Source organism: Pseudomonas sp. 18175, assembly GCF_050432925.1.
Classification (GTDB): Bacteria; Pseudomonadota; Gammaproteobacteria; order Pseudomonadales; family Pseudomonadaceae; genus Aquipseudomonas.
In genome coordinates, this window is the sequence record NZ_JBKFTO010000024.1 from 33,600 (window position 1) to 51,673 (window position 18,074).

At 59.7% G+C, this 18,074-nt stretch carries 18 protein-coding genes; 15 read left to right on the forward strand and 3 right to left on the reverse strand.

Translation table 11 applies throughout. The annotated features are described in order from the left end of the window. The first annotated feature begins 116 nt into the window (after positions 1–116). Genes ACLD1Y_RS25575 through ACLD1Y_RS25585 form a run of 3 tightly spaced genes read left to right on the forward strand, consistent with a single transcriptional unit; the run spans position 117 to position 3,949 of the window. Positions 117–869: a gluconate 2-dehydrogenase subunit 3 family protein gene (locus ACLD1Y_RS25575; protein WP_429480539.1), complete on the forward strand. Its 753-nt coding sequence runs from the start codon at positions 117–119 to the stop codon at positions 867–869. A gap of 2 nt (positions 870–871) precedes the next feature. Beyond that, positions 872–2,656, forward strand: coding sequence for a GMC family oxidoreductase (locus tag ACLD1Y_RS25580; protein WP_429480540.1), 1,785 nt, complete (start codon positions 872–874; stop codon positions 2,654–2,656). Positions 2,657–2,668: 12 nt separating this feature from the next. Next, on the forward strand, positions 2,669–3,949 hold the full coding sequence (locus ACLD1Y_RS25585) for a c-type cytochrome (protein WP_429480541.1): 1,281 nt from the start codon (positions 2,669–2,671) through the stop codon (positions 3,947–3,949). A gap of 126 nt (positions 3,950–4,075) precedes the next feature. Here ACLD1Y_RS25585 and ACLD1Y_RS25590 read toward each other — a convergent pair whose 3' ends face one another. Continuing rightward, on the reverse strand, positions 4,076–4,324 hold the full coding sequence (locus tag ACLD1Y_RS25590) for a hypothetical protein (protein WP_429480542.1): 249 nt from the start codon (positions 4,322–4,324) through the stop codon (positions 4,076–4,078). A gap of 246 nt (positions 4,325–4,570) precedes the next feature. On the opposite strand from ACLD1Y_RS25590, the gene ACLD1Y_RS25595 reads away from it, so the two are divergent. The 3 genes from ACLD1Y_RS25595 (at position 4,571) to ACLD1Y_RS25605 (ending at position 8,209) form a co-directional block, all read left to right on the forward strand. Then, positions 4,571–5,629, forward strand: coding sequence for a PA0069 family radical SAM protein (locus ACLD1Y_RS25595; RefSeq protein WP_429480543.1), 1,059 nt, complete (start codon positions 4,571–4,573; stop codon positions 5,627–5,629). A 227-nt stretch (positions 5,630–5,856) separates the two neighbouring features. Then, entirely contained in the window at positions 5,857–6,588 is a 732-nt protein-coding gene (locus ACLD1Y_RS25600; protein WP_429480544.1) for a carbonic anhydrase, read from the forward strand. 85 nt (positions 6,589–6,673) lie between these two features. After that, positions 6,674–8,209 carry a SulP family inorganic anion transporter gene (locus tag ACLD1Y_RS25605; protein WP_429480545.1) on the forward strand — a complete coding sequence of 512 codons (1,536 nt, stop codon included), beginning with the start codon at positions 6,674–6,676 and terminating at the stop codon, positions 8,207–8,209. Positions 8,210–8,339: 130 nt separating this feature from the next. Here ACLD1Y_RS25605 and ACLD1Y_RS25610 read toward each other — a convergent pair whose 3' ends face one another. Next, on the reverse strand, positions 8,340–8,987 hold the full coding sequence (locus ACLD1Y_RS25610) for a hypothetical protein (protein WP_429480546.1): 648 nt from the start codon (positions 8,985–8,987) through the stop codon (positions 8,340–8,342). A 366-nt stretch (positions 8,988–9,353) separates the two neighbouring features. Here ACLD1Y_RS25610 and coxB point away from each other — a divergent pair, with 366 nt between their 5' ends. The 4 genes from coxB to ACLD1Y_RS25630 all read left to right on the forward strand — a co-directional run bounded on the left by coxB (position 9,354) and on the right by ACLD1Y_RS25630 (position 13,739). After that, positions 9,354–10,481 carry a cytochrome c oxidase subunit II gene (gene coxB, locus ACLD1Y_RS25615; RefSeq protein WP_429480547.1) on the forward strand — a complete coding sequence of 376 codons (1,128 nt, stop codon included), beginning with the start codon at positions 9,354–9,356 and terminating at the stop codon, positions 10,479–10,481. 58 nt (positions 10,482–10,539) lie between these two features. Further along, positions 10,540–12,126 carry a cytochrome c oxidase subunit I gene (gene ctaD, locus ACLD1Y_RS25620; RefSeq protein WP_105699030.1) on the forward strand — a complete coding sequence of 529 codons (1,587 nt, stop codon included), beginning with the start codon at positions 10,540–10,542 and terminating at the stop codon, positions 12,124–12,126. A gap of 138 nt (positions 12,127–12,264) precedes the next feature. Beyond that, positions 12,265–12,816, forward strand: a complete 552-nt coding sequence (locus ACLD1Y_RS25625) for a cytochrome c oxidase assembly protein (RefSeq protein WP_429480548.1) — start codon at positions 12,265–12,267, stop codon at positions 12,814–12,816. Between the two features lie 35 nt (positions 12,817–12,851). Beyond that, a complete protein-coding gene (locus ACLD1Y_RS25630; protein WP_429480549.1) occupies positions 12,852–13,739 on the forward strand; it encodes a cytochrome c oxidase subunit 3 in 888 nt (295 codons plus the stop codon). A 6-nt stretch (positions 13,740–13,745) separates the two neighbouring features. Here the strand turns inward: ACLD1Y_RS25630 and ACLD1Y_RS25635 are convergent, their stop codons facing one another. Further along, positions 13,746–13,949, reverse strand: a complete 204-nt coding sequence (locus tag ACLD1Y_RS25635; RefSeq protein WP_429480550.1) for a twin transmembrane helix small protein — start codon at positions 13,947–13,949, stop codon at positions 13,746–13,748. Positions 13,950–13,977: 28 nt separating this feature from the next. Here ACLD1Y_RS25635 and ACLD1Y_RS25640 point away from each other — a divergent pair, with 28 nt between their 5' ends. The 5 genes from ACLD1Y_RS25640 to ACLD1Y_RS25660 are packed head-to-tail and all read left to right on the forward strand — an operon-like array spanning position 13,978 to position 17,904. Next, on the forward strand, positions 13,978–14,745 hold the full coding sequence (locus ACLD1Y_RS25640; RefSeq protein WP_429480551.1) for an SURF1 family protein: 768 nt from the start codon (positions 13,978–13,980) through the stop codon (positions 14,743–14,745). After that, positions 14,711–15,295, forward strand: a complete 585-nt coding sequence (locus tag ACLD1Y_RS25645; protein ID WP_429480552.1) for a hypothetical protein — start codon at positions 14,711–14,713, stop codon at positions 15,293–15,295. Before ACLD1Y_RS25640 ends, ACLD1Y_RS25645 begins: the two co-directional genes overlap by 35 nt. A 10-nt stretch (positions 15,296–15,305) precedes the next feature. Then, positions 15,306–16,385, forward strand: coding sequence for a COX15/CtaA family protein (locus tag ACLD1Y_RS25650; protein WP_429480553.1), 1,080 nt, complete (start codon positions 15,306–15,308; stop codon positions 16,383–16,385). Next, positions 16,373–17,272: a heme o synthase gene (gene cyoE / locus ACLD1Y_RS25655; protein WP_429480554.1), complete on the forward strand. Its 900-nt coding sequence runs from the start codon at positions 16,373–16,375 to the stop codon at positions 17,270–17,272. Before ACLD1Y_RS25650 ends, cyoE begins: the two co-directional genes overlap by 13 nt. Next, on the forward strand, positions 17,269–17,904 hold the full coding sequence (locus ACLD1Y_RS25660; RefSeq protein WP_429480555.1) for an SCO family protein: 636 nt from the start codon (positions 17,269–17,271) through the stop codon (positions 17,902–17,904). Before cyoE ends, ACLD1Y_RS25660 begins: the two co-directional genes overlap by 4 nt. Positions 17,905–18,074 lie beyond the last annotated feature (170 nt).

Consider the following 18,074-nt stretch of genomic DNA (forward strand, 5'->3'; position numbering starts at 1 on the left):
CTCGATTCTTAGGCTGCTATCATTTGTAACTATTGATTGCCGCTACGCGCTCAGAAAAGACAAGCCGCTCCTTAGAAGCGGCTGATAAACCCGTGACCACATGATGAGGTGCACCCATGTCTGATCAAGATCAAGACAACCCCCGGCGTGACTTTTTGCGCAAATCCTTGACCTTGATCCCGGTGGTCACGGTTGCCAGTACTGGCCTTGGCGGCTCGATGCTGATGGCCACGCCGGAGCCGGCCCAAGCCGCCCCGGCCACGCCAGTGGCGAGCGAAAAAACCTATGAGCCGAGTTACTTCACGGCCGAAGAATGGGCATTTATCAATGCAGCCGTCGCGCAACTGATACCCGCCGATGCCCAAGGCCCTGGCGCCCTGGAAGCCGGCGCGCCGGAATACATCGACCGCCAGATGAACACACCGTACGCCAGCGGCGCCCTGTGGTTCATGCAAGGTCCCTTCAACGCCGACGCGGCTCCGGAGATGGGCTGGCAGTCCAAATTGGTGCCCAAGGAAATCTATCGGTTGGGTATTGCCGCGACGGATGCGTGGTCGAAGGCGTTCAACGGTAAAGCTTTTGCTGCGCAAGACAGCGCTACCCGAGACGATATGTTGCGTCGTCTCGAGGCGGGTGGCAGCGAATTGGCTGCGCATTTCGAGGCGGTGCCACCGAAGGTTTTCTTCAACCTGTTGCTGCAAAACACCAAGGAAGGGTTCTTCTGCGACCCGATCCACGGTGGCAATAAAGGCATGGTCGGTTGGACCATGATCGGCTTTCCCGGCGCCCGCGCCGACTTTATGGACTGGGTTGAACGCAACGAGCAATACCCCTTCCCGGCAGTTTCCATCCGCGGCGAGAGGGCATAAACGTGGCGACCATCATGAAGAAAGTAGACGCGGTGATCGTAGGCTTCGGCTGGACCGGCGCGATCATGGCCAAGGAGCTGACGGAAGCGGGCCTCAACGTGGTAGCGCTAGAGCGCGGCCCGATGCAGGACACTTATCCAGACGGCAACTATCCCCAGGTCATTGATGAACTGACCTACAGCGTGCGTAAAAAACTCTTCCAGGACATTTCCAAGGAGACGGTGACTATTCGCCATAGCGTGAATGACGTCGCCCTGCCCAACCGTCAGTTGGGCGCGTTCTTGCCGGGCAATGGCGTGGGTGGCGCAGGCCTGCATTGGTCGGGCGTGCATTTTCGTGTCGACCCTATTGAGCTGCGCATGCGCAGTCATTACGAAGAGCGCTACGGTAAAAACTTCATTCCCAAGGACATGACCATCCAGGACTTCGGCGTGAGCTACGAAGAGCTGGAGCCATTTTTCGATTACGCCGAAAAAGTCTTCGGCACCTCGGGCCAAGCCTGGACCGTCAAAGGCCAGTTGGTGGGCGAAGGCCGTGGCGGCAACCCGTATGCGCCGGACCGTTCCAACCCCTTCCCGCTGCAAGCACAGAAAAACACCGTTTCCGCACAGTTGTTTCAGAAAGCCGCTGCCGAGGTTGGTTATAAACCCTACAACCTGCCGTCCGCCAATACGTCGGGGGCCTACACCAACCCCTACGGCGCGCAGATGGGCCCGTGCAACTTCTGCGGATTTTGCAGCGGTTACGTGTGCTACATGTATTCCAAGGCGTCGCCGAACGTGAACATCCTGCCGGCGTTGCGCCAGGTGCCGAACTTCGAGTTGCGGCCTAATTCCCATGTGCTCAAGGTCAACCTCGACAGCACCAAGAGCAAAGCCACCGGCGTGACCTACATCGACGCCCAGGGCCGTGAGATCGAGCAGCCGGCGGACCTGGTGATCCTCGGCGCATTCCAGTTCCACAACGTGCGCTTGATGCTGCTGTCGGGCATCGGCAAGCCTTACGACCCGATCACCAACGAGGGCGTGGTGGGCCGGAACTTTGCCTACCAGAACATGGCCACCATCAAGGCGTTCTTTGACAAGGACACCCACACCAACAATTTCATCGGTGCGGGCGGCAACGGCGTGGCGATGGATGACTTCAACGCCGATAACTTCGACCACGGCCCCCACGGTTTTGTGGGCGGCTCGCCAATGTGGGTCAACCAGGCCGGCAGCCGACCGATTGCCGGTACGTCAAACCCGCCAGGCACGCCAGCTTGGGGCAGTGCGTGGAAGCGTGCCACCGCCGATTACTACACCCACCAGGTGTCGATGGATGCCCATGGCGCCCATCAATCCTACCGGGGCAACTACCTCGATCTGGACCCGGTGTACCGCGATGCCTACGGCTTGCCGCTGCTGCGGATGACGTTCGACTGGCAGGAAAACGACATCAAGATGAACCGCTTTATGGTCGAGAAAATGGGCAAGGTCGCCGAGGCGATGAACCCGAAGGCGATTGCCGTGCTTGGCAAAAAGGTCGGTGAGCACTTCAACACCGCGTCGTACCAGACCACCCACCTCAACGGTGGCGCGATCATGGGCACCGACCCGAAGACCAGCGCCCTGAACCGCTACCTGCAGTGCTGGGATGTGCACAACGTGTTTGTGCCGGGTGCATCCGCATTCCCACAAGGCCTGGGCTACAACCCTACGGGCCTGGTGGCGGCATTGACCTACTGGTCGGCGCGGGCGATCCGCGAGCAGTACCTGAAAAACCCCGGCCCACTGGTTCAGGCATAAGGAGCGATGACCATGAAAGCACTTGTTATCGCAACCTTTGCACTGTTCAGCAGTTGCTCGGTGAGCGCGGTTGAGCCCGATCTGATCAAACAAGGCGAATACTTGGCCCGTGCGGGAGATTGCGTGGCCTGTCATACCGCCAAGGGCGGTAAGCCATTTGCGGGCGGCCTGCCGATGGAAACACCCATCGGCGTGATCTATTCCACCAATATCACCCCGGACAAGACAGGCCTGGGCGACTACAGCTTTGAGGACTTCGACAAGGCTGTGCGCCATGGCGTCGCCAAGAGCGGTAGTACGCTTTACCCGGCGATGCCCTACCCGTCTTATGCGCGCGTGAGCGAAAGCGATATGCAGGCGTTGTATGCGTACTTCATGAAGGGCGTGGAGCCGGTTGCCCAAGAGAACAAACGCAGCGATATCCCGTGGCCCTTGAGCATGCGTTGGCCGCTGGCGGCGTGGCGTTGGATGTTTGCGCCCACCGTCGCGGACTATCAGGCAGCGCCGGGAGCCGACCCGGTGATCAGCCGTGGCGCTTATCTGGTGGAAGGTCTTGGCCACTGCGGGGCGTGCCACACGCCACGGGCCCTGACCATGCAGGAAAAGGCGCTGAGTGCGACTGACGGCAGTGCGTTTCTATCTGGCAGTGCGCCGCTGGAAGGCTGGATCGCGAAAAGCCTGCGCGGTGACCACAAGGATGGTCTCGGCAGTTGGAGCGAAGAGCAACTGGTGCAATTTCTCAAGACCGGTCGCAGTGATCGTAGCGCGGTGTTTGGCGGCATGAGCGATGTGGTGGTGCACAGCATGCAATACATGTCCCAAGACGACTTGACCGCGATTGCCCGATACCTCAAGAGCCTGCCGGCGGTCGATCCCAAGGACGCGCCGCATCAGTACGACAAGCAGGTGGCTGAGGCGCTGTGGAAAGGCGACGACAGCCAGCGGGGCGCCTCGGTGTACATCGACAACTGCGCGGCCTGCCACCGTACAGATGGCCATGGCTACACGCGGGTGTTCCCCGCACTGGCGGGCAACCCGGTGTTGCAGTCGGCCGATGCCACGTCGTTGATCAACATCGTGTTGAAGGGGGGCACTTTGCCCGCTACGCACGCGGCACCGTCAACGTTCACCATGCCAGCGTTTGCCTGGCGGTTGTCGGACCAAGAGGTGGCGGACGTTGTCAGTTTTATTCGTGGGAGTTGGGGGAATGCGAGTGCTCCGGTGAATGCTGCCGAAGTTTCAAGTTTACGGGCAGATATACCGGTTAACGCACAAGAGGCGAATGGCAAGTAATGAAACAACCGGCCTATATCCGTGTGTCGATATAGGCCGGTTAAAAATGTATAGCAAGTGCAACGTGTTGTTCGCAGCACTAACTCAAATGAAGTTGAGTGCCGCGGGCGGCATCATGAACGGTATTTAACGGCCGCAAGTTTTAGCGAAAAGATTAGCCATGTCCAAGAACAGCTTCTTGTCATCGTCGTCTTCATCGCCATCATTGTCGAGGTCGGTAGGCGAAGAAGTTTTGTCGTAATGGCCATCTTTTTTCGAAGAAGATGCATACATTGCGAAGGTCAATTCACCTTCGCTAAAACGCTCGAGTAATATTTCCGGGCTGTTGTCTTTTTCGAAGTCTTCGCACGATAGACGTAGTTCATCCTGAGACATAATGTACCTATTTGTTTAACTGGGGTGGGCCGAGATCATAACGGCCGTACATTGTATGAATCCATTTTTCATATGTTATTAATGATTTCTCAATTATGACTCAATAATTTTTACAGTACTGGTGCGCGTTTTAAACATTTAAATATTTCAGGGTTGTTGTGCGTCATGCCCTTGAGCGCCAAACGGTGCTGGTCGAAATGGGATTTCTCGAATACTGTATATAAATACAGCTAAAGGAGCTCGACCATGATTCCTCCCCTGCCTCCGCGCGGGCGCGGTACTGCCACCAACCTGCACAACCGCTTTGCGCCTACCGTCAGCGTGGCCGAGGACGACGGCTGGTATCAGGAAGTACCACCGACCCAGGGCACCGAGGTGCGGGTTGAAACGGCCAAGACCATCATCACCCGCAACACCTCGCCGGACTTGCCGTTCGACCGCTCGATCAACCCCTATCGTGGTTGTGAGCATGGCTGCATCTACTGCTATGCGCGGCCCAGCCATGCGTATTGGGACATGTCGCCGGGGCTGGACTTCGAAACCAGGCTGATCGCCAAGAGCAATGCCGCCGATGTGCTGGAGCAGCAGCTGTCGAAACCAGGCTACGTGTGTGCGCCGATCAACCTGGGCTCCAATACCGACCCGTACCAGCCTATCGAGCGTGACTACAAGATCACTCGGCAGACCCTCGAAGTGCTGCTGCGCTACCGACACCCGGTGACCATCATCACCAAGGGCTCGCTGATACTGCGCGATCTCGACCTGCTCACCGAGTTGGCCAGCCAACGCCTGGTGGCGGTGATGATCAGCCTTACGAGCCTGGACGATGAGCTCAAGCGCATCCTGGAACCGCGCACGGCAGCGCCCAAGGCGCGGTTGCGGGCGATACGGGTGATGCGTGAGGCGGGTATCCCGGTGGGTGTGCTGTGTTCGCCAATGATCCCGATGATCAATGACAGTGAGTTGGAGAGCCTGCTGACAGAAGCCCATGCGGCCGGTGCGCAAAGTGCGGCGTACATGATGCTGCGCCTGCCGCTGGAGGTGGCGCCGCTGTTCGAGGAGTGGCTGGCGGCCCATTACCCACAGCGCGCTGCCCATGTGATGAGCCTGGTACGCCAGGTACGCGGTGGCGAGGTCTATGACAGCCGTTTTGGCGTGCGCATGCGCGGAGAGGGACCCTTTGCCGATTTGCTGGCCCAGCGATTCAGCAAGGCGATCAAACGACTGGGGCTCAATCGACGGGAGGGGTTCAACCTGGATTGCACGGCGTTCTGCCCGCCAGGCAGGCAGATGGCTTTGTTGTAGACTAATTGGGAAAGGTGCACTGTTCTTGTAGGAATAGTCTCACTTTGATATCACTGAAACCCGCGTCCTAGAGCGGTTCATTCAGTTTGAGTTAAGTTTCGGCGGCTACCTTGTTCAGCGAGTGACTGACGAGTCGACGGCCTGGTTTGTGGTGTTTCACAACTATTGCGCTGGCCTGGCGTCGAACTGGCCTGAACACTCCCCTGCATTAATCAAGAGGATGAATCATGAGTGACAAGGATAAACAGCCGTTGGCTGCGTCGGCTTCAGCCCCTGAGGTGGCGGAAACCGCCGATGCAGCGCTGCAGCATATCGTTGACGGCTTTTTGCATTTCCATCACGACGTCTTCCCCCAGCAGGAAGAACTCTTCAAGAAGCTCGCCACGGCCCAGAGCCCACGGGCGATGTTCATTACCTGTGCCGACTCGCGCATCGTGCCCGAACTGATCACCCAAAGCTCGCCTGGCGATTTGTTCGTAACCCGTAATGTCGGCAACGTAGTGCCGCCCTACGGGCAGATGAACGGCGGTGTCTCCACCGCTATCGAATACGCCGTATTGGCACTGGGCGTGCAGCACATCATCGTCTGCGGGCACTCTGATTGCGGCGCCATGCGCGCGGTACTCAACCCCGACAGCCTGGAGAAGATGCCAACGGTCAAGGCCTGGCTGCGGCATGCCGAGGTCGCCAAGACCATGGTCCACGACAACTGCGACTGCGCCAATGAAGGCGAGAGCATGAAGGTGCTGACCGAAGAAAACGTCATCGCCCAGCTGCAACATTTGCGCACCCACCCTTCGGTGGCCTCGCGCATGGCCAATGGTCATTTGTTTATCCATGGCTGGATCTACAACATCGAGACCAGCGAGATCCGGGCCTACGATGCGGATCAATCGGCGTTCCGACCGTTGAACGGCGAAGGCCCGATTCCTTCCGCGACGCCTAAAGCGCGCTTCTAAAACACTTCCCTGCCGGGTAAAGCGGTGGCTGCCATGGATGCAGCCAGGCTTTGCCGCGCCCGGCGAATGTCTCGGGAGAGTCATCATGCGTGCTGCTCAATTGAAAGCTGTAATACCTCGAGAGCTGCTCGCCTCGGTGGTTGTGTTTCTGGTCGCCCTGCCACTGTGCATGGGCATCGCGATCGCGTCCGGCATGCCGCCGGCTAAAGGACTGATTACCGGCATTATCGGTGGCTTGGTGGTGGGTTGGCTGGCGGGGTCGCCCTTGCAGGTCAGTGGCCCGGCCGCAGGTTTGGCGGTGCTGGTGTTCGAACTGGTGCGCCAGCACGGCATGTTGATGCTGGGGCCGATCCTGTTGCTGGCGGGCTTTCTGCAACTGGTGGCGGGGCGTCTGCGTCTGGGCTGCTGGTTCCGCGTCACTGCGCCAGCAGTGGTGTATGGCATGTTGGCCGGCATCGGCGTGCTGATTGTGCTGTCGCAGATCCACGTGATGCTCGATGGCGCGCCCAAGCCTTCGGGGCTGGATAACCTGGCGAGCTTTCCGGCCGCAGTGGCCCAAGCCATTCCGAGCCTGGGTTGGCAGGCCGGCTTGCTCGGCTTATCGACCATGCTGGTGATGTACCTGTGGGACAAGTTGCGCCCGCAAGCGCTGCGCTTCGTGCCGGGAGCGTTACTGGGCGTGGGCCTGACCACGGTGGCCAGCTTGCTGTTGGCCTTGCAGGTCAAGCGTGTGGAGGTCCCGGAGAACCTAGCTGATGCCATCGACTGGCTGCGGCCCAGTGACCTGCTGAACCTGGCCGATCCCCAGCTGTTGATCGCCGCATTTGCCGTGGCGTTTATCGCCAGTGCCGAAACCTTGCTGTCCGCAGCGGCGGTGGACCGCATGCACAGCGGCCAGCGTTCGGATTTCGACAAAGAATTGTCCGCTCAGGGTGTGGGTAACATGCTCTGCGGCCTGCTCGGCGCTCTGCCGATGACCGGCGTAATCGTACGCAGCTCGGCGAATGTGCAGGCCGGCGCCACCACACGTATGTCGGCGATGTTCCATGGCCTGTGGCTGCTGGCATTCGTGCTGTTGCTGTCGAGCGTGCTGCAAAGCATTCCGGTGGCGAGCCTGGCGGGTGTGCTGGTGTATACGGGGATCAAGCTGGTGGACGTCAAAGCGTTCAAGGCGTTGGGCCGATATGGGCGGATGCCGATGTTTACCTATGCCGCGACGGCCCTGGCGATCATTTTTACCGACCTGCTGACCGGCGTGCTGGTGGGCTTTGGCCTGACGTTGGTCAAGCTGGCACTCAAGGCTTCGCGGCTGAAAGTGAGCCTGGTTGATTTGCCCCAAGACGGTGAGATGGAATTGCGATTGACCGGTGCGGCGACCTTCCTGAAAGTGCCAGCGCTGACCAAGGTGTTGTCGACGGTTCCGGCGGGGACCACGTTGCATGTGCCGCTGAACAACCTGAGTTACATCGACCATTCTTGCTTGGAGCTTCTGGAGGAATGGGGTCGGGCCAATGCGTCGAAAGGTTCGAAGCTGGTGATTGAAGCGCGGGGGTTGAAGCGTCGGTTGGAAGGTCGGGTGCGCACCACCACCGGAATTGGCTCAGCGCCTGCAACAGGCTGACGAAACTGGATCAAAAATGTGGGAGCGGGCTTGCTCGCGAATGCGGTAAATCAGTCACCTGTTCAGTGACTGACACTCAGCATTCGCGAGCAAGCCCGCTCCCACATTTGATCGCTATGAGGCTGGAGAATCAGGCCGGCTGATCCAGGGCCAACTCAACCCCAAGCTGGCGCGACAGACACGGCCAGCGCTTCCACGCGGCTTCCGTGTCCGGGCTCTTGAGCGTTTCGCGGTAGGCCTCCACCGACTCCAGCGCAAAGCTGTCTTCGTTGAGCATCTCATCTACCGCCAAATGCACCGCTTCATCCAGTTGATTGGCAAATGCTTCGCCAATCAGTTGGTGGGCAATCAAGTTGGCCACGGTGGTGTCCGCCGGAATCAACGGCTGACCGAAATGCTTGATATACAGATCGTTGACCTCCTCCACTAAACGGTGCGCCAGGTAGGCCTCGTCCAGCAGGCTGTCGAGCCCCACATGGCCAGCCAAAATGGCAGGCGGTTGCAGGAAGAAATGCTCGGCGATTTTCAGCACCGGCTTGATCTGGCTTTCGATGCCGGCCTCGCGGGCCACATCGTTGGCGGCGTCCAGCAGGTCCGGAACGAGGTCGATGTAAGCGGTGACGAAGCGGGTCATGACAATGTTGCGATCACCGTCAGCCAGGGAGATGGCCGAATGCAGGTGCGGCAATTGGGTTTCCAGTTGCTGGGCAAGCTGGCCCGTGCTGGCTTCGTGTTGATGGGCACGGGAAATCTGCTCGCGCAATGCGGCGGTGTTCATGAAGGCTCCAGTGATGCAGGCGTAGGAAAAGAGAGAGGATAAGGTAGCTCGTTTATATGAGCGCCTCAGACGCATTTGTCATAATTATTTCATGGTTATGCGCGTGTGTTATATCGAATTGCCATCGTTCGTCGGATAAACGATTCCGCGCCCGTACTTATTGGTCCGAATCACCATTTTGGTTCATTTGTCCCTACACATTGCGGGGTTGCAGACCCTGTCTATACTCGGATTTGTACGCAATTAGCTGATGACGCCAGACTGCATAAGCAGGTGAGGCTAAGCGGTTGTAAGCAGTATGGAAGCCGCTCCCTTCGACGCAGGTGCAAACCGGCGGGATAACAAGAACGATAAGGGGAACCCGCAATGACGCGACATCCACATGTTTGGATGGGCCTCCTGTTGTGGTCGGTATTCGGCCAGGCGCACGCCGCCTGGACAACGAATATGGCGCCAGGGGCTACAGAAGTCAGTCACGCTGTGTTTGACCTGCACATGACCATTTTCTGGATCTGTGTGGTGATTGGCATTGTCGTGTTTGGCGCGATGTTCTGGTCGATGATCCTGCACCGCCGGTCCACGGGCCAGGTGGCAGCCAAGTTCCACGAGAGCACCACCGTGGAGATCCTCTGGACTGTCGTGCCCTTGCTGATCCTGATCGCGATGGCCATTCCGGCGACCAAGACCCTGATCAACATCTACGACAGCAGTGAGTCGGATATCGATATCCAGGTCACCGGCTATCAGTGGAAGTGGCATTACAAATACCTGGGCCAGGATGTGGAGTTCTTCAGCAACCTGGCCACGCCCGCCGAACAGATCCATAACCAGGCCACCAAGGGCGAGCATTACCTGCTGGAAGTCGATCAGCCGCTGGTGCTGCCGGTGGGTGCCAAGGTGCGCTTTTTGGTCACCGCCGCCGACGTCATCCACTCCTGGTGGGTGCCGGCCTTCGCGGTCAAGCGCGACGCCATTCCAGGTTTCGTCAACGAGGCCTGGACCCGCGTCGAGAAGCCCGGCATTTACCGCGGCCAGTGCGCCGAACTGTGCGGCAAGGACCACGGGTTCATGCCGATTGTGGTCGAGGTCAAGTCCAAGGCCGACTACGACACCTGGCTCGGCGAGCGTAAGGCAGAAGCCGCCAAGCTCAAGGAGCTGACTTCCAAAGAGTGGACGCTGGAAGAGCTGGTGGCCCGTGGCGACAAGGTCTACCACACCACCTGCGTGGCCTGTCACCAGGCCGAGGGCCAGGGCCTGCCGCCGATGTTCCCGGCGCTCAAAGGCTCGCCAATCGCCATTGGGCCTAAGGAAGACCACCTGCACCGCGTCTACTTCGGCAAGCCTGGCACTGCCATGGCCGCCTTTGGCAAGCAGCTCTCGGAAGTGGATATCGCCGCCGTAGTGACCTACGAGCGCAACGCCTGGGGCAATAACAAAGGCGACATGGTCACGCCCAAGGATGTGCTGGCCCTGAAACAGGCGGAAAGCAAATGACCTACTTCAAGGCGTTTAACTCGAACGGCCCCGCCCACTCGCTTGCAGGAGAACGGCCATGAGCACTGTGATCGATGACCATGGTCATGCCGACCATGCCCACGGCCCCGCCAAAGGCCTGATGCGCTGGGTGCTGACCACCAACCACAAAGACATCGGCACGATGTACCTGTGGTTCGCTTTCGCGATGTTTTTGTTGGGCGGCTCGTTCGCCATGGTGATCCGTGCCGAGTTGTTCCAGCCGGGCTTGCAGATTGTAGAGCCGGCATTCTTCAACCAGATGACCACCATGCACGGCCTGATCATGGTGTTTGGCGCGGTGATGCCGGCGTTTGTCGGCCTGGCCAACTGGATGATCCCGTTGATGATCGGCGCGCCGGACATGGCCCTGCCGCGCATGAACAACTTCAGCTTCTGGCTGCTGCCGGCGGCGTTCCTGCTGCTGGTGTCCACCCTGTTCACGCCGGGCGGTGGGCCGAATTTCGGCTGGACCTTCTACGCCCCGCTCTCTACCACCTACGCGCCGGAAAGCGTGACTTTCTTCATATTCGCCATCCACCTGATGGGCATCAGTTCGATCATGGGCGCGATCAACGTGGTCGCCACCATCCTCAACCTACGCGCGCCGGGCATGACCCTGATGAAAATGCCGCTGTTCGTGTGGACCTGGCTGATCACCGCGTTCCTGCTGATCGCGGTGATGCCGGTGTTGGCCGGTTGCGTGACCATGATGCTGATGGACATCCACTTCGGCACCAGCTTCTTCAGTGCGGCCGGCGGCGGTGACCCGGTGCTGTTCCAGCATGTGTTCTGGTTCTTCGGCCACCCTGAGGTGTACATCATGATCCTGCCGGCCTTCGGCGCCGTCAGCTCGATCATCCCGACCTTTTCGCGCAAGCCGCTGTTTGGCTACACCTCCATGGTCTACGCCACGGCGAGTATCGCGTTCTTGTCGTTCATTGTGTGGGCGCACCACATGTTCGTGGTGGGCATTCCGCTGGTGGGCGAGTTGTTCTTTATGTACGCCACGTTGCTGATCGCCGTGCCCACGGGGGTGAAGGTGTTCAACTGGGTCAGCACCATGTGGCAAGGCTCGCTGACCTTCGAGACGCCGATGCTGTTTGCGGTGGCCTTCGTGATCCTGTTCACCATTGGTGGTTTTTCCGGGCTGATGCTGGCGATTGCCCCGGCGGACTTCCAGTACCACGACACCTACTTTGTGGTGGCGCATTTCCATTACGTGCTGGTGCCCGGTGCGATCTTCGGCATCTTCGCCTCGGCCTACTACTGGCTGCCGAAATGGACCGGCCATATGTACGACGAAACCCTGGGCAAGCTGCACTTCTGGCTGTCTTTCGTGGGCATGAACATGGCGTTCTTCCCGATGCACTTCGTGGGGTTGGCCGGCATGCCGCGCCGGGTGCCGGACTACAACCTGCAGTTCGCCGACTTCAACATGGTGTCGTCGATTGGCGCGTTTATGTTTGGCGCCACGCAGATCTTCTTCCTGTTTATCGTGATCAAGTGCATCCGTGGCGGCCCGCCCGCGCCAGCCAAGCCGTGGGATGGGGCCGAAGGACTGGAATGGAGCATTCCTTCGCCGGCGCCGTATCACACCTTCACTACGCCGCCGGAGGTGAAATGAACAGGCCACCACACATCCCCTGTGGGAGCGGGCTTGCTCGCGAAAGCGGTGTATCAGTCATCACAAACAGTGCCTGGCACACCGCATTCGCGAGCAAGCCCGCTCCCACATTGACCGCGGTCGACTTGGGTGAGCGTCATGGCTGACTCCGTGCCAATCAAACGCCTCGTCACCCGCCTGCTGATCCTGGTGCTGGCCATGTTCGCCTTCGGCTTCGCCCTGGTGCCGATCTACGACGTGATGTGCAAGGCGTTCGGTATCAACGGCAAGACCGCTGGGCAGTACGAAGGTGAGCAAATCGTCGACCCCTCGCGGCAAGTGCGGGTGCAGTTTTTGTCCACCAACGCCATCGATATGGTCTGGGAATTTCATTCCAAGGCCGACGAAGTGGTGGTTAACCCAGGTGCCGTCAACGAAATGCTGTTCGTGGCCTACAACCCCACCGACAAGCCCATGACCGCCCAGGCGGTGCCCAGCATCTCCCCCGCCGAAGCGGCGATGTACTTCCACAAGACCGAATGTTTTTGCTTCACCCAGCAAGTGCTGCAACCCGGCCAGCGCATTGAGATGCCCGTGCGTTTTATTGTCGATCGCGACATGCCCAAGGATGTGAAGCATTTGACCCTGGCGTACACCCTATTTGATATCACTGCGCGCCAACCGCCGGTGGCTGTCCACACCGGCGGCTAGCTACTGTTTGCCCCCTCAATCAGGAGAGCGAATACATGTCGTCTCATGATACGTACTACGTACCAGCGCAAAGCAAATGGCCCATAATTGCCACGGTCGGCATGCTGGTCACCGTGTATGGGTTGGCCGTGTGGTTCAACGACCTCAAGGCGGCACGCCCGGAATCCCACGGCCCGTGGATCTTTTTCGTGGGCGGGCTGTTGTTGGCCTACATGCTGTTCGGTTGGTTCGGCGCGGTCATCAAGGAAAGCCGTGCCGGTTTGTACAGCCCGCAGATGGATCGCTCGTTTCGCTGGGGCATGACGTGGTTCATCTTTTCCGAAGTGATGTTCTTTATCGCATTCTTTGGTGCACTTTTTTATGTGCGGCACATGTCGGCGCCCTGGTTGGCGGGCGAAGGCGCAAAGGGCATTGCGCACATGCTGTGGCCGAATTTCGAGTTTGCCTGGCCGCTGCTCAACAACCCTGACCCAAAACTGTATCCGGCGCCGGAAGGCACGATCAGCCCGTGGGGCCTGCCGCTGGTCAACACCATATTGTTGGTGAGTTCCAGCGTGACCATCACCATTGCGCACCACGCGTTGCGCAAAGGTCATCGCGGTGCGCTGAAGATTTGGTTGGCGCTCACCGTGCTGCTGGGGTTGGCGTTTCTCGGGTTCCAGGCCGAGGAATACATCCACGCCTACAAAGAGCTGGGCCTGACCTTGGGTTCGGGCGTGTACGGCGCGACGTTCTTCATGCTTACCGGTTTTCACGGTGCCCACGTGACCATCGGCACCATCATTCTGTTTGTGATGCTGATGCGTATTCTGCGCGGGCATTTCAATGCTGAGCATCAGTTCGGATTCGAAGCGGCGAGCTGGTATTGGCACTTTGTGGATGTGGTGTGGATCGGGCTGTTTTTCTTCGTCTATGTGCTGTGAGGCGATTTACCACGGTGCGTGAGAAACCAGCTGGCCGCTGAGGAAGCCCCAGGTAATCAACGCCAGGGTGATGACGGCGAACACGACACGCACGGTCAAGGCAGTGACGAGGCGATTGGAGTTGCCCTCGTCCTTGACCAGAAAGAACAAACCACTGAACAGGCTCACAACGGTCGCGATCAGCATCAGGGCAATAGCGGCTTTGAGCATGGTCGGGCTCCAATGGGATGGGCGGGCAATGAAAACAAGTATAGCCAGCGCCATAAAATGCTTTCGCCCCGGGATCGCGCCCACACTGGTGGTGTTGGTGCTGCTGCCGATGATGGTGGGCTTGGGGTTTTGGCAGCTGTCTCGTGGCCATGAAAAGCAGCTGCTGGTGGACAGTTACGCCGAACGGCGCGCGGCGGAGCCGATCAATAGCGTGCAACTCAGCGACATGGCGGACCCGGCCTTTCGCCGCGTTCGCTTGCGCGGCCAATTCGATGCCGAACACAGCGTGCTGCTCGACAATCGCATGCGCGACGGCAAGGCCGGCGTCGAGCTGCTGCAACCCTTCCATGACCAGGCCAGCGGCCTTTGGCTGTTGCTCAATCGCGGCTGGCTGCCCTGGCCGGATCGGCGCACCCCGCCCGTCTTCACCACGCCGGCCACGCCGGTCAATCTCGACGCCTGGGTGTATGTCGCCCCCGGCGAAACCTTCCAGTTGCATGCCGACCCGGCGACCGCCCAATGGCCGCGCCTGCTGACCGCCTTGCACCCTGGCGTGCTATGGACTGAATTGGGTCGCAGCGGCTTTGCCTACGAGCTGCGCGCCGAAGCTGGCCCCGGTATGTACGAAACCACCTGGGCCGTGGTCGCCATGGGCCCGGAAAAACACGTGGGGTACGCGGTGCAATGGTTCGCCATGGCGTTGGCGTTGCTCGCGCTTTACCTCTACCTCGGATGGCATCACACAAAAAAGGAGAAGCCCCATGGGAGCGGCCATGAATCCACCCAACGCGTCTGAGCTGCCTGATCGGCGCAAAGGCCGCTGGCAGTTGGTCCTGATCCTGATGATGGTGATCGGCCCGATGGCGCTGGCCACCTTTATGTACAAGCTGCAATTTTGGGTGCCGGACAGCCGCAGTTACCACGGCGAGATGATCGGCAACGGCCAGACCCGCGCCGACATCGGCGTGCAGGCCGATGAAGAGCGCTGGCAGCTATTGGTGACAGCCCCCGCAACCTGCGCGGCCGATTGCCAGCAACTGGTGTACCTGGCGCGGCAGCTGCAAATCAGCCTGGGCCGCGATGCTTCCCGCGCCAGCCACGCCTTGGCCAGTGCGCAACCGGTCGGCACCGAATACGAGGCCAAGCTCAAGGCCGAATACCCGCAACTGCAACGCTACCCGCTGGACCTGACGACCTTTACCAAAAACGCCGCCGCGCCGGGTGATGCGCAACTCTGGATCATCGACCCCCACGGCAACCTGGTGCTGCGCTACGACGCCAAGGTCAAGGGCAAGGACTTGCTCAATGACCTGCGCCACCTGCTGAAACTGTCGAACATCGGATAAGGGCATCGTCATGGCCAAACCTGGATTTCGCCTCGCGTTGTTTGCCACCTTGTTGGCGCTGATTGTGGTGCTGCTGGGTGCCTATACCCGCCTGACCCATGCGGGTCTTGGCTGCCCGGATTGGCCGGGATGCTACGGCTTTATTGGTGTGCCGCAGGGCGAAGCCCAACTGGCCCATGCCGAACTGCATTTTCCTGACACACCGGTGGAGGCCGACAAGGGGTGGGCAGAGATGACGCATCGCTACTTTGCCGGCACCTTGGGTTTGTTGATTGTGTTGTTGGCGGCGCGTTCCTGGAGCCATCGGCGCGATCCTGGCCAGCCAGTGAAATTACCGTTGTTCCTGTTGGCGGTGGTATTCGCCCAGGCGGCATTTGGTATGTGGACAGTGACGTTGAAGCTGTGGCCGCAAGTGGTCACGAGCCATCTGCTGGGCGGCTTTGCCACCTTGAGCTTGTTGTTTCTGCTGACGCTGCGCTTGTCCGGCGTATTGCCTGCGTTGATCGTGCCCAAGCGCCTGCAATATTGGGCCACGGCGGGGTTGGTGCTGGTGATCGGGCAGATTGCGCTGGGAGGCTGGGTCAGTTCCAACTATGCGGCAGTGGCGTGTATCGATCTGCCGACCTGTCATGGCGAATGGTGGCCAGCGGCAGACTTTGCCAATGGCTTTCACCTTACCCAGCATATCGGCCCCAACTACCTCGGCGGGCAATTGGATAGCGAAGCTCGTACGGCCATTCACCTGACCCATCGCATTGGCGCCGTAGTCGTTTCGCTGGTGCTGTTGGGCCTGGCCTGGCAGCTCAAGGTGGTCGGTATGACGCGCCTGGCGGGCTTGCTGCTGATCGCCCTGGCCGCGCAGATCTGCCTGGGCCTGAGCAATGTGTATTTTCATCTGCCATTGCCAGTGGCGGTGGCGCATAACGCTGGCGGCGCAGCGCTGTTATTGACGTTGGTGGTGGTCAATTACCACGCGCGCACCAGCCTGGTTCGGGTGCGCAACCAATTGCCGTTCGGCTGGCGTTTTATCCCGCGCAAGCATGTATCCGGGCTCATTACCCTTAAAGGAGAGATGCCATGGCGGCCTTGATTGGCGCGCGTCACGACCAGGCGCTTTGGCGTGACTACCTGGAGCTGACCAAGCCGAAAGTGGTGGTGCTGATGCTCATCACCTCCCTGGTGGGGATGTTTCTCGCGACCCGCGCTGGGGTGCCGTGGACGGTGCTGGTGTTTGGCAACCTGGGAATTGCCCTGTGTGCCGGTGGCGCGGCGGCGGTGAACCACGTGGTGGACCGGCGAATAGATGCGGTGATGGCGCGCACCCACAAACGGCCGTTGGCGCAAGGGCGTGTATCGCCGCTGGCGGCGCTGGTGTTTGCGTTGCTGCTGGCAGTGGCCGGGCTGGTGTTGCTGCTGGCGTTTACCAACCCTTTGGCAGCGTGGCTGACGCTGGCTTCGCTACTGGGCTATGCGGTGATCTACACCGGTTTCCTCAAGCGGGCGACGCCGCAGAATATCGTGATCGGCGGCCTGGCCGGTGCGGCCCCGCCGCTGCTGGGCTGGGTCGCGGTCACCGGCCATATCAGCGCCGAGCCGTTGCTGCTGGTGCTGATCATCTTCGCCTGGACTCCGCCACATTTCTGGGCCCTGGCGATCCATCGCAAAGAGGAATACGCCAAGGCCGATATCCCCATGCTGCCGGTGACCCACGGCGAGCACTACACCAAGGTGCATATCCTGCTCTACACCTTCGCCCTGCTGGCGGTGAGCCTGATGCCCTATGTCATTCACATGAGCGGCCTGCTCTACCTGGTGTGCGCGCTGGTATTGGGCGTGCGCTTTCTGCAATGGGCCTGGGTGTTGTACCGTGGCGGTCGGCCGCACGCGGCGATCAACACCTTCAAGTACTCTATCTGGTACCTGTTGCTGCTGTTTATCGCGCTGCTCGTAGACCACTACTTATTGTTGAACCTATGACCCGAACTCAGAAAACCGTCTTTATCCTGGTGGCCATCGTTGCGTTGATCCTGGGCCTGACCGTCAACAAAGTGCTCAGTGGCAAAGGCCAGGGCGACCCTACCGCGCTGATCGACGCCGGCATCATCCTGCTGCCGCAAAGCCGTCAGTTGCCGCCGGTCACCATGACCAACCAGGACGGCCAGCCGGTGCTGGTCAATGAATTGAAGGGCAAGTGGAGCCTGTTGTTCTTCGGCTACACCTTTTGCCCGGACATTTGCCCGACCACCCTCGCGCAGTTGCGCCAGATCAAGAGCGAGCTGCCCAAGGACGTTGTGGATAAGTTGCAGGTGATCCTGGTCAGCGTCGACCCGCATCGCGATACGCCGACCCAGCTCAAGCAGTACCTGGGCTATTTCGACCCGCAGTTCGTGGGCTTGACCGGCGCGAATGTGGACGATGTGCAGAAGGTGTCGAATGCGGTGAGCATTCCGTTTATTCCGGCTGATACCAGCAAGCCCAATTACACCGTGGACCACAGCGGCAACCTGGCGGTGATCGGGCCGGATGGGACGCAGCGTGGGTTTATTCGGGCGCCGTTGAATAATCAGAAGCTAGTCGCGCAGTTGCCAGGCCTGTTGCAGCGTAAGTAACTAGCAACGCAAAACAAATGTGGGAGGGGGCTTGCTGTGGTGAGGGGGCTTGTCCCCCGATGGGTTCACTGAAGATCCAATGGGGCTGCTTCGCAGCCCAGCGCGGGGCAAGCCCGCTCACCACAGCAAGCCCCCTCCCACATGTTGATCCCCAGTGTTTGGGGGATCGA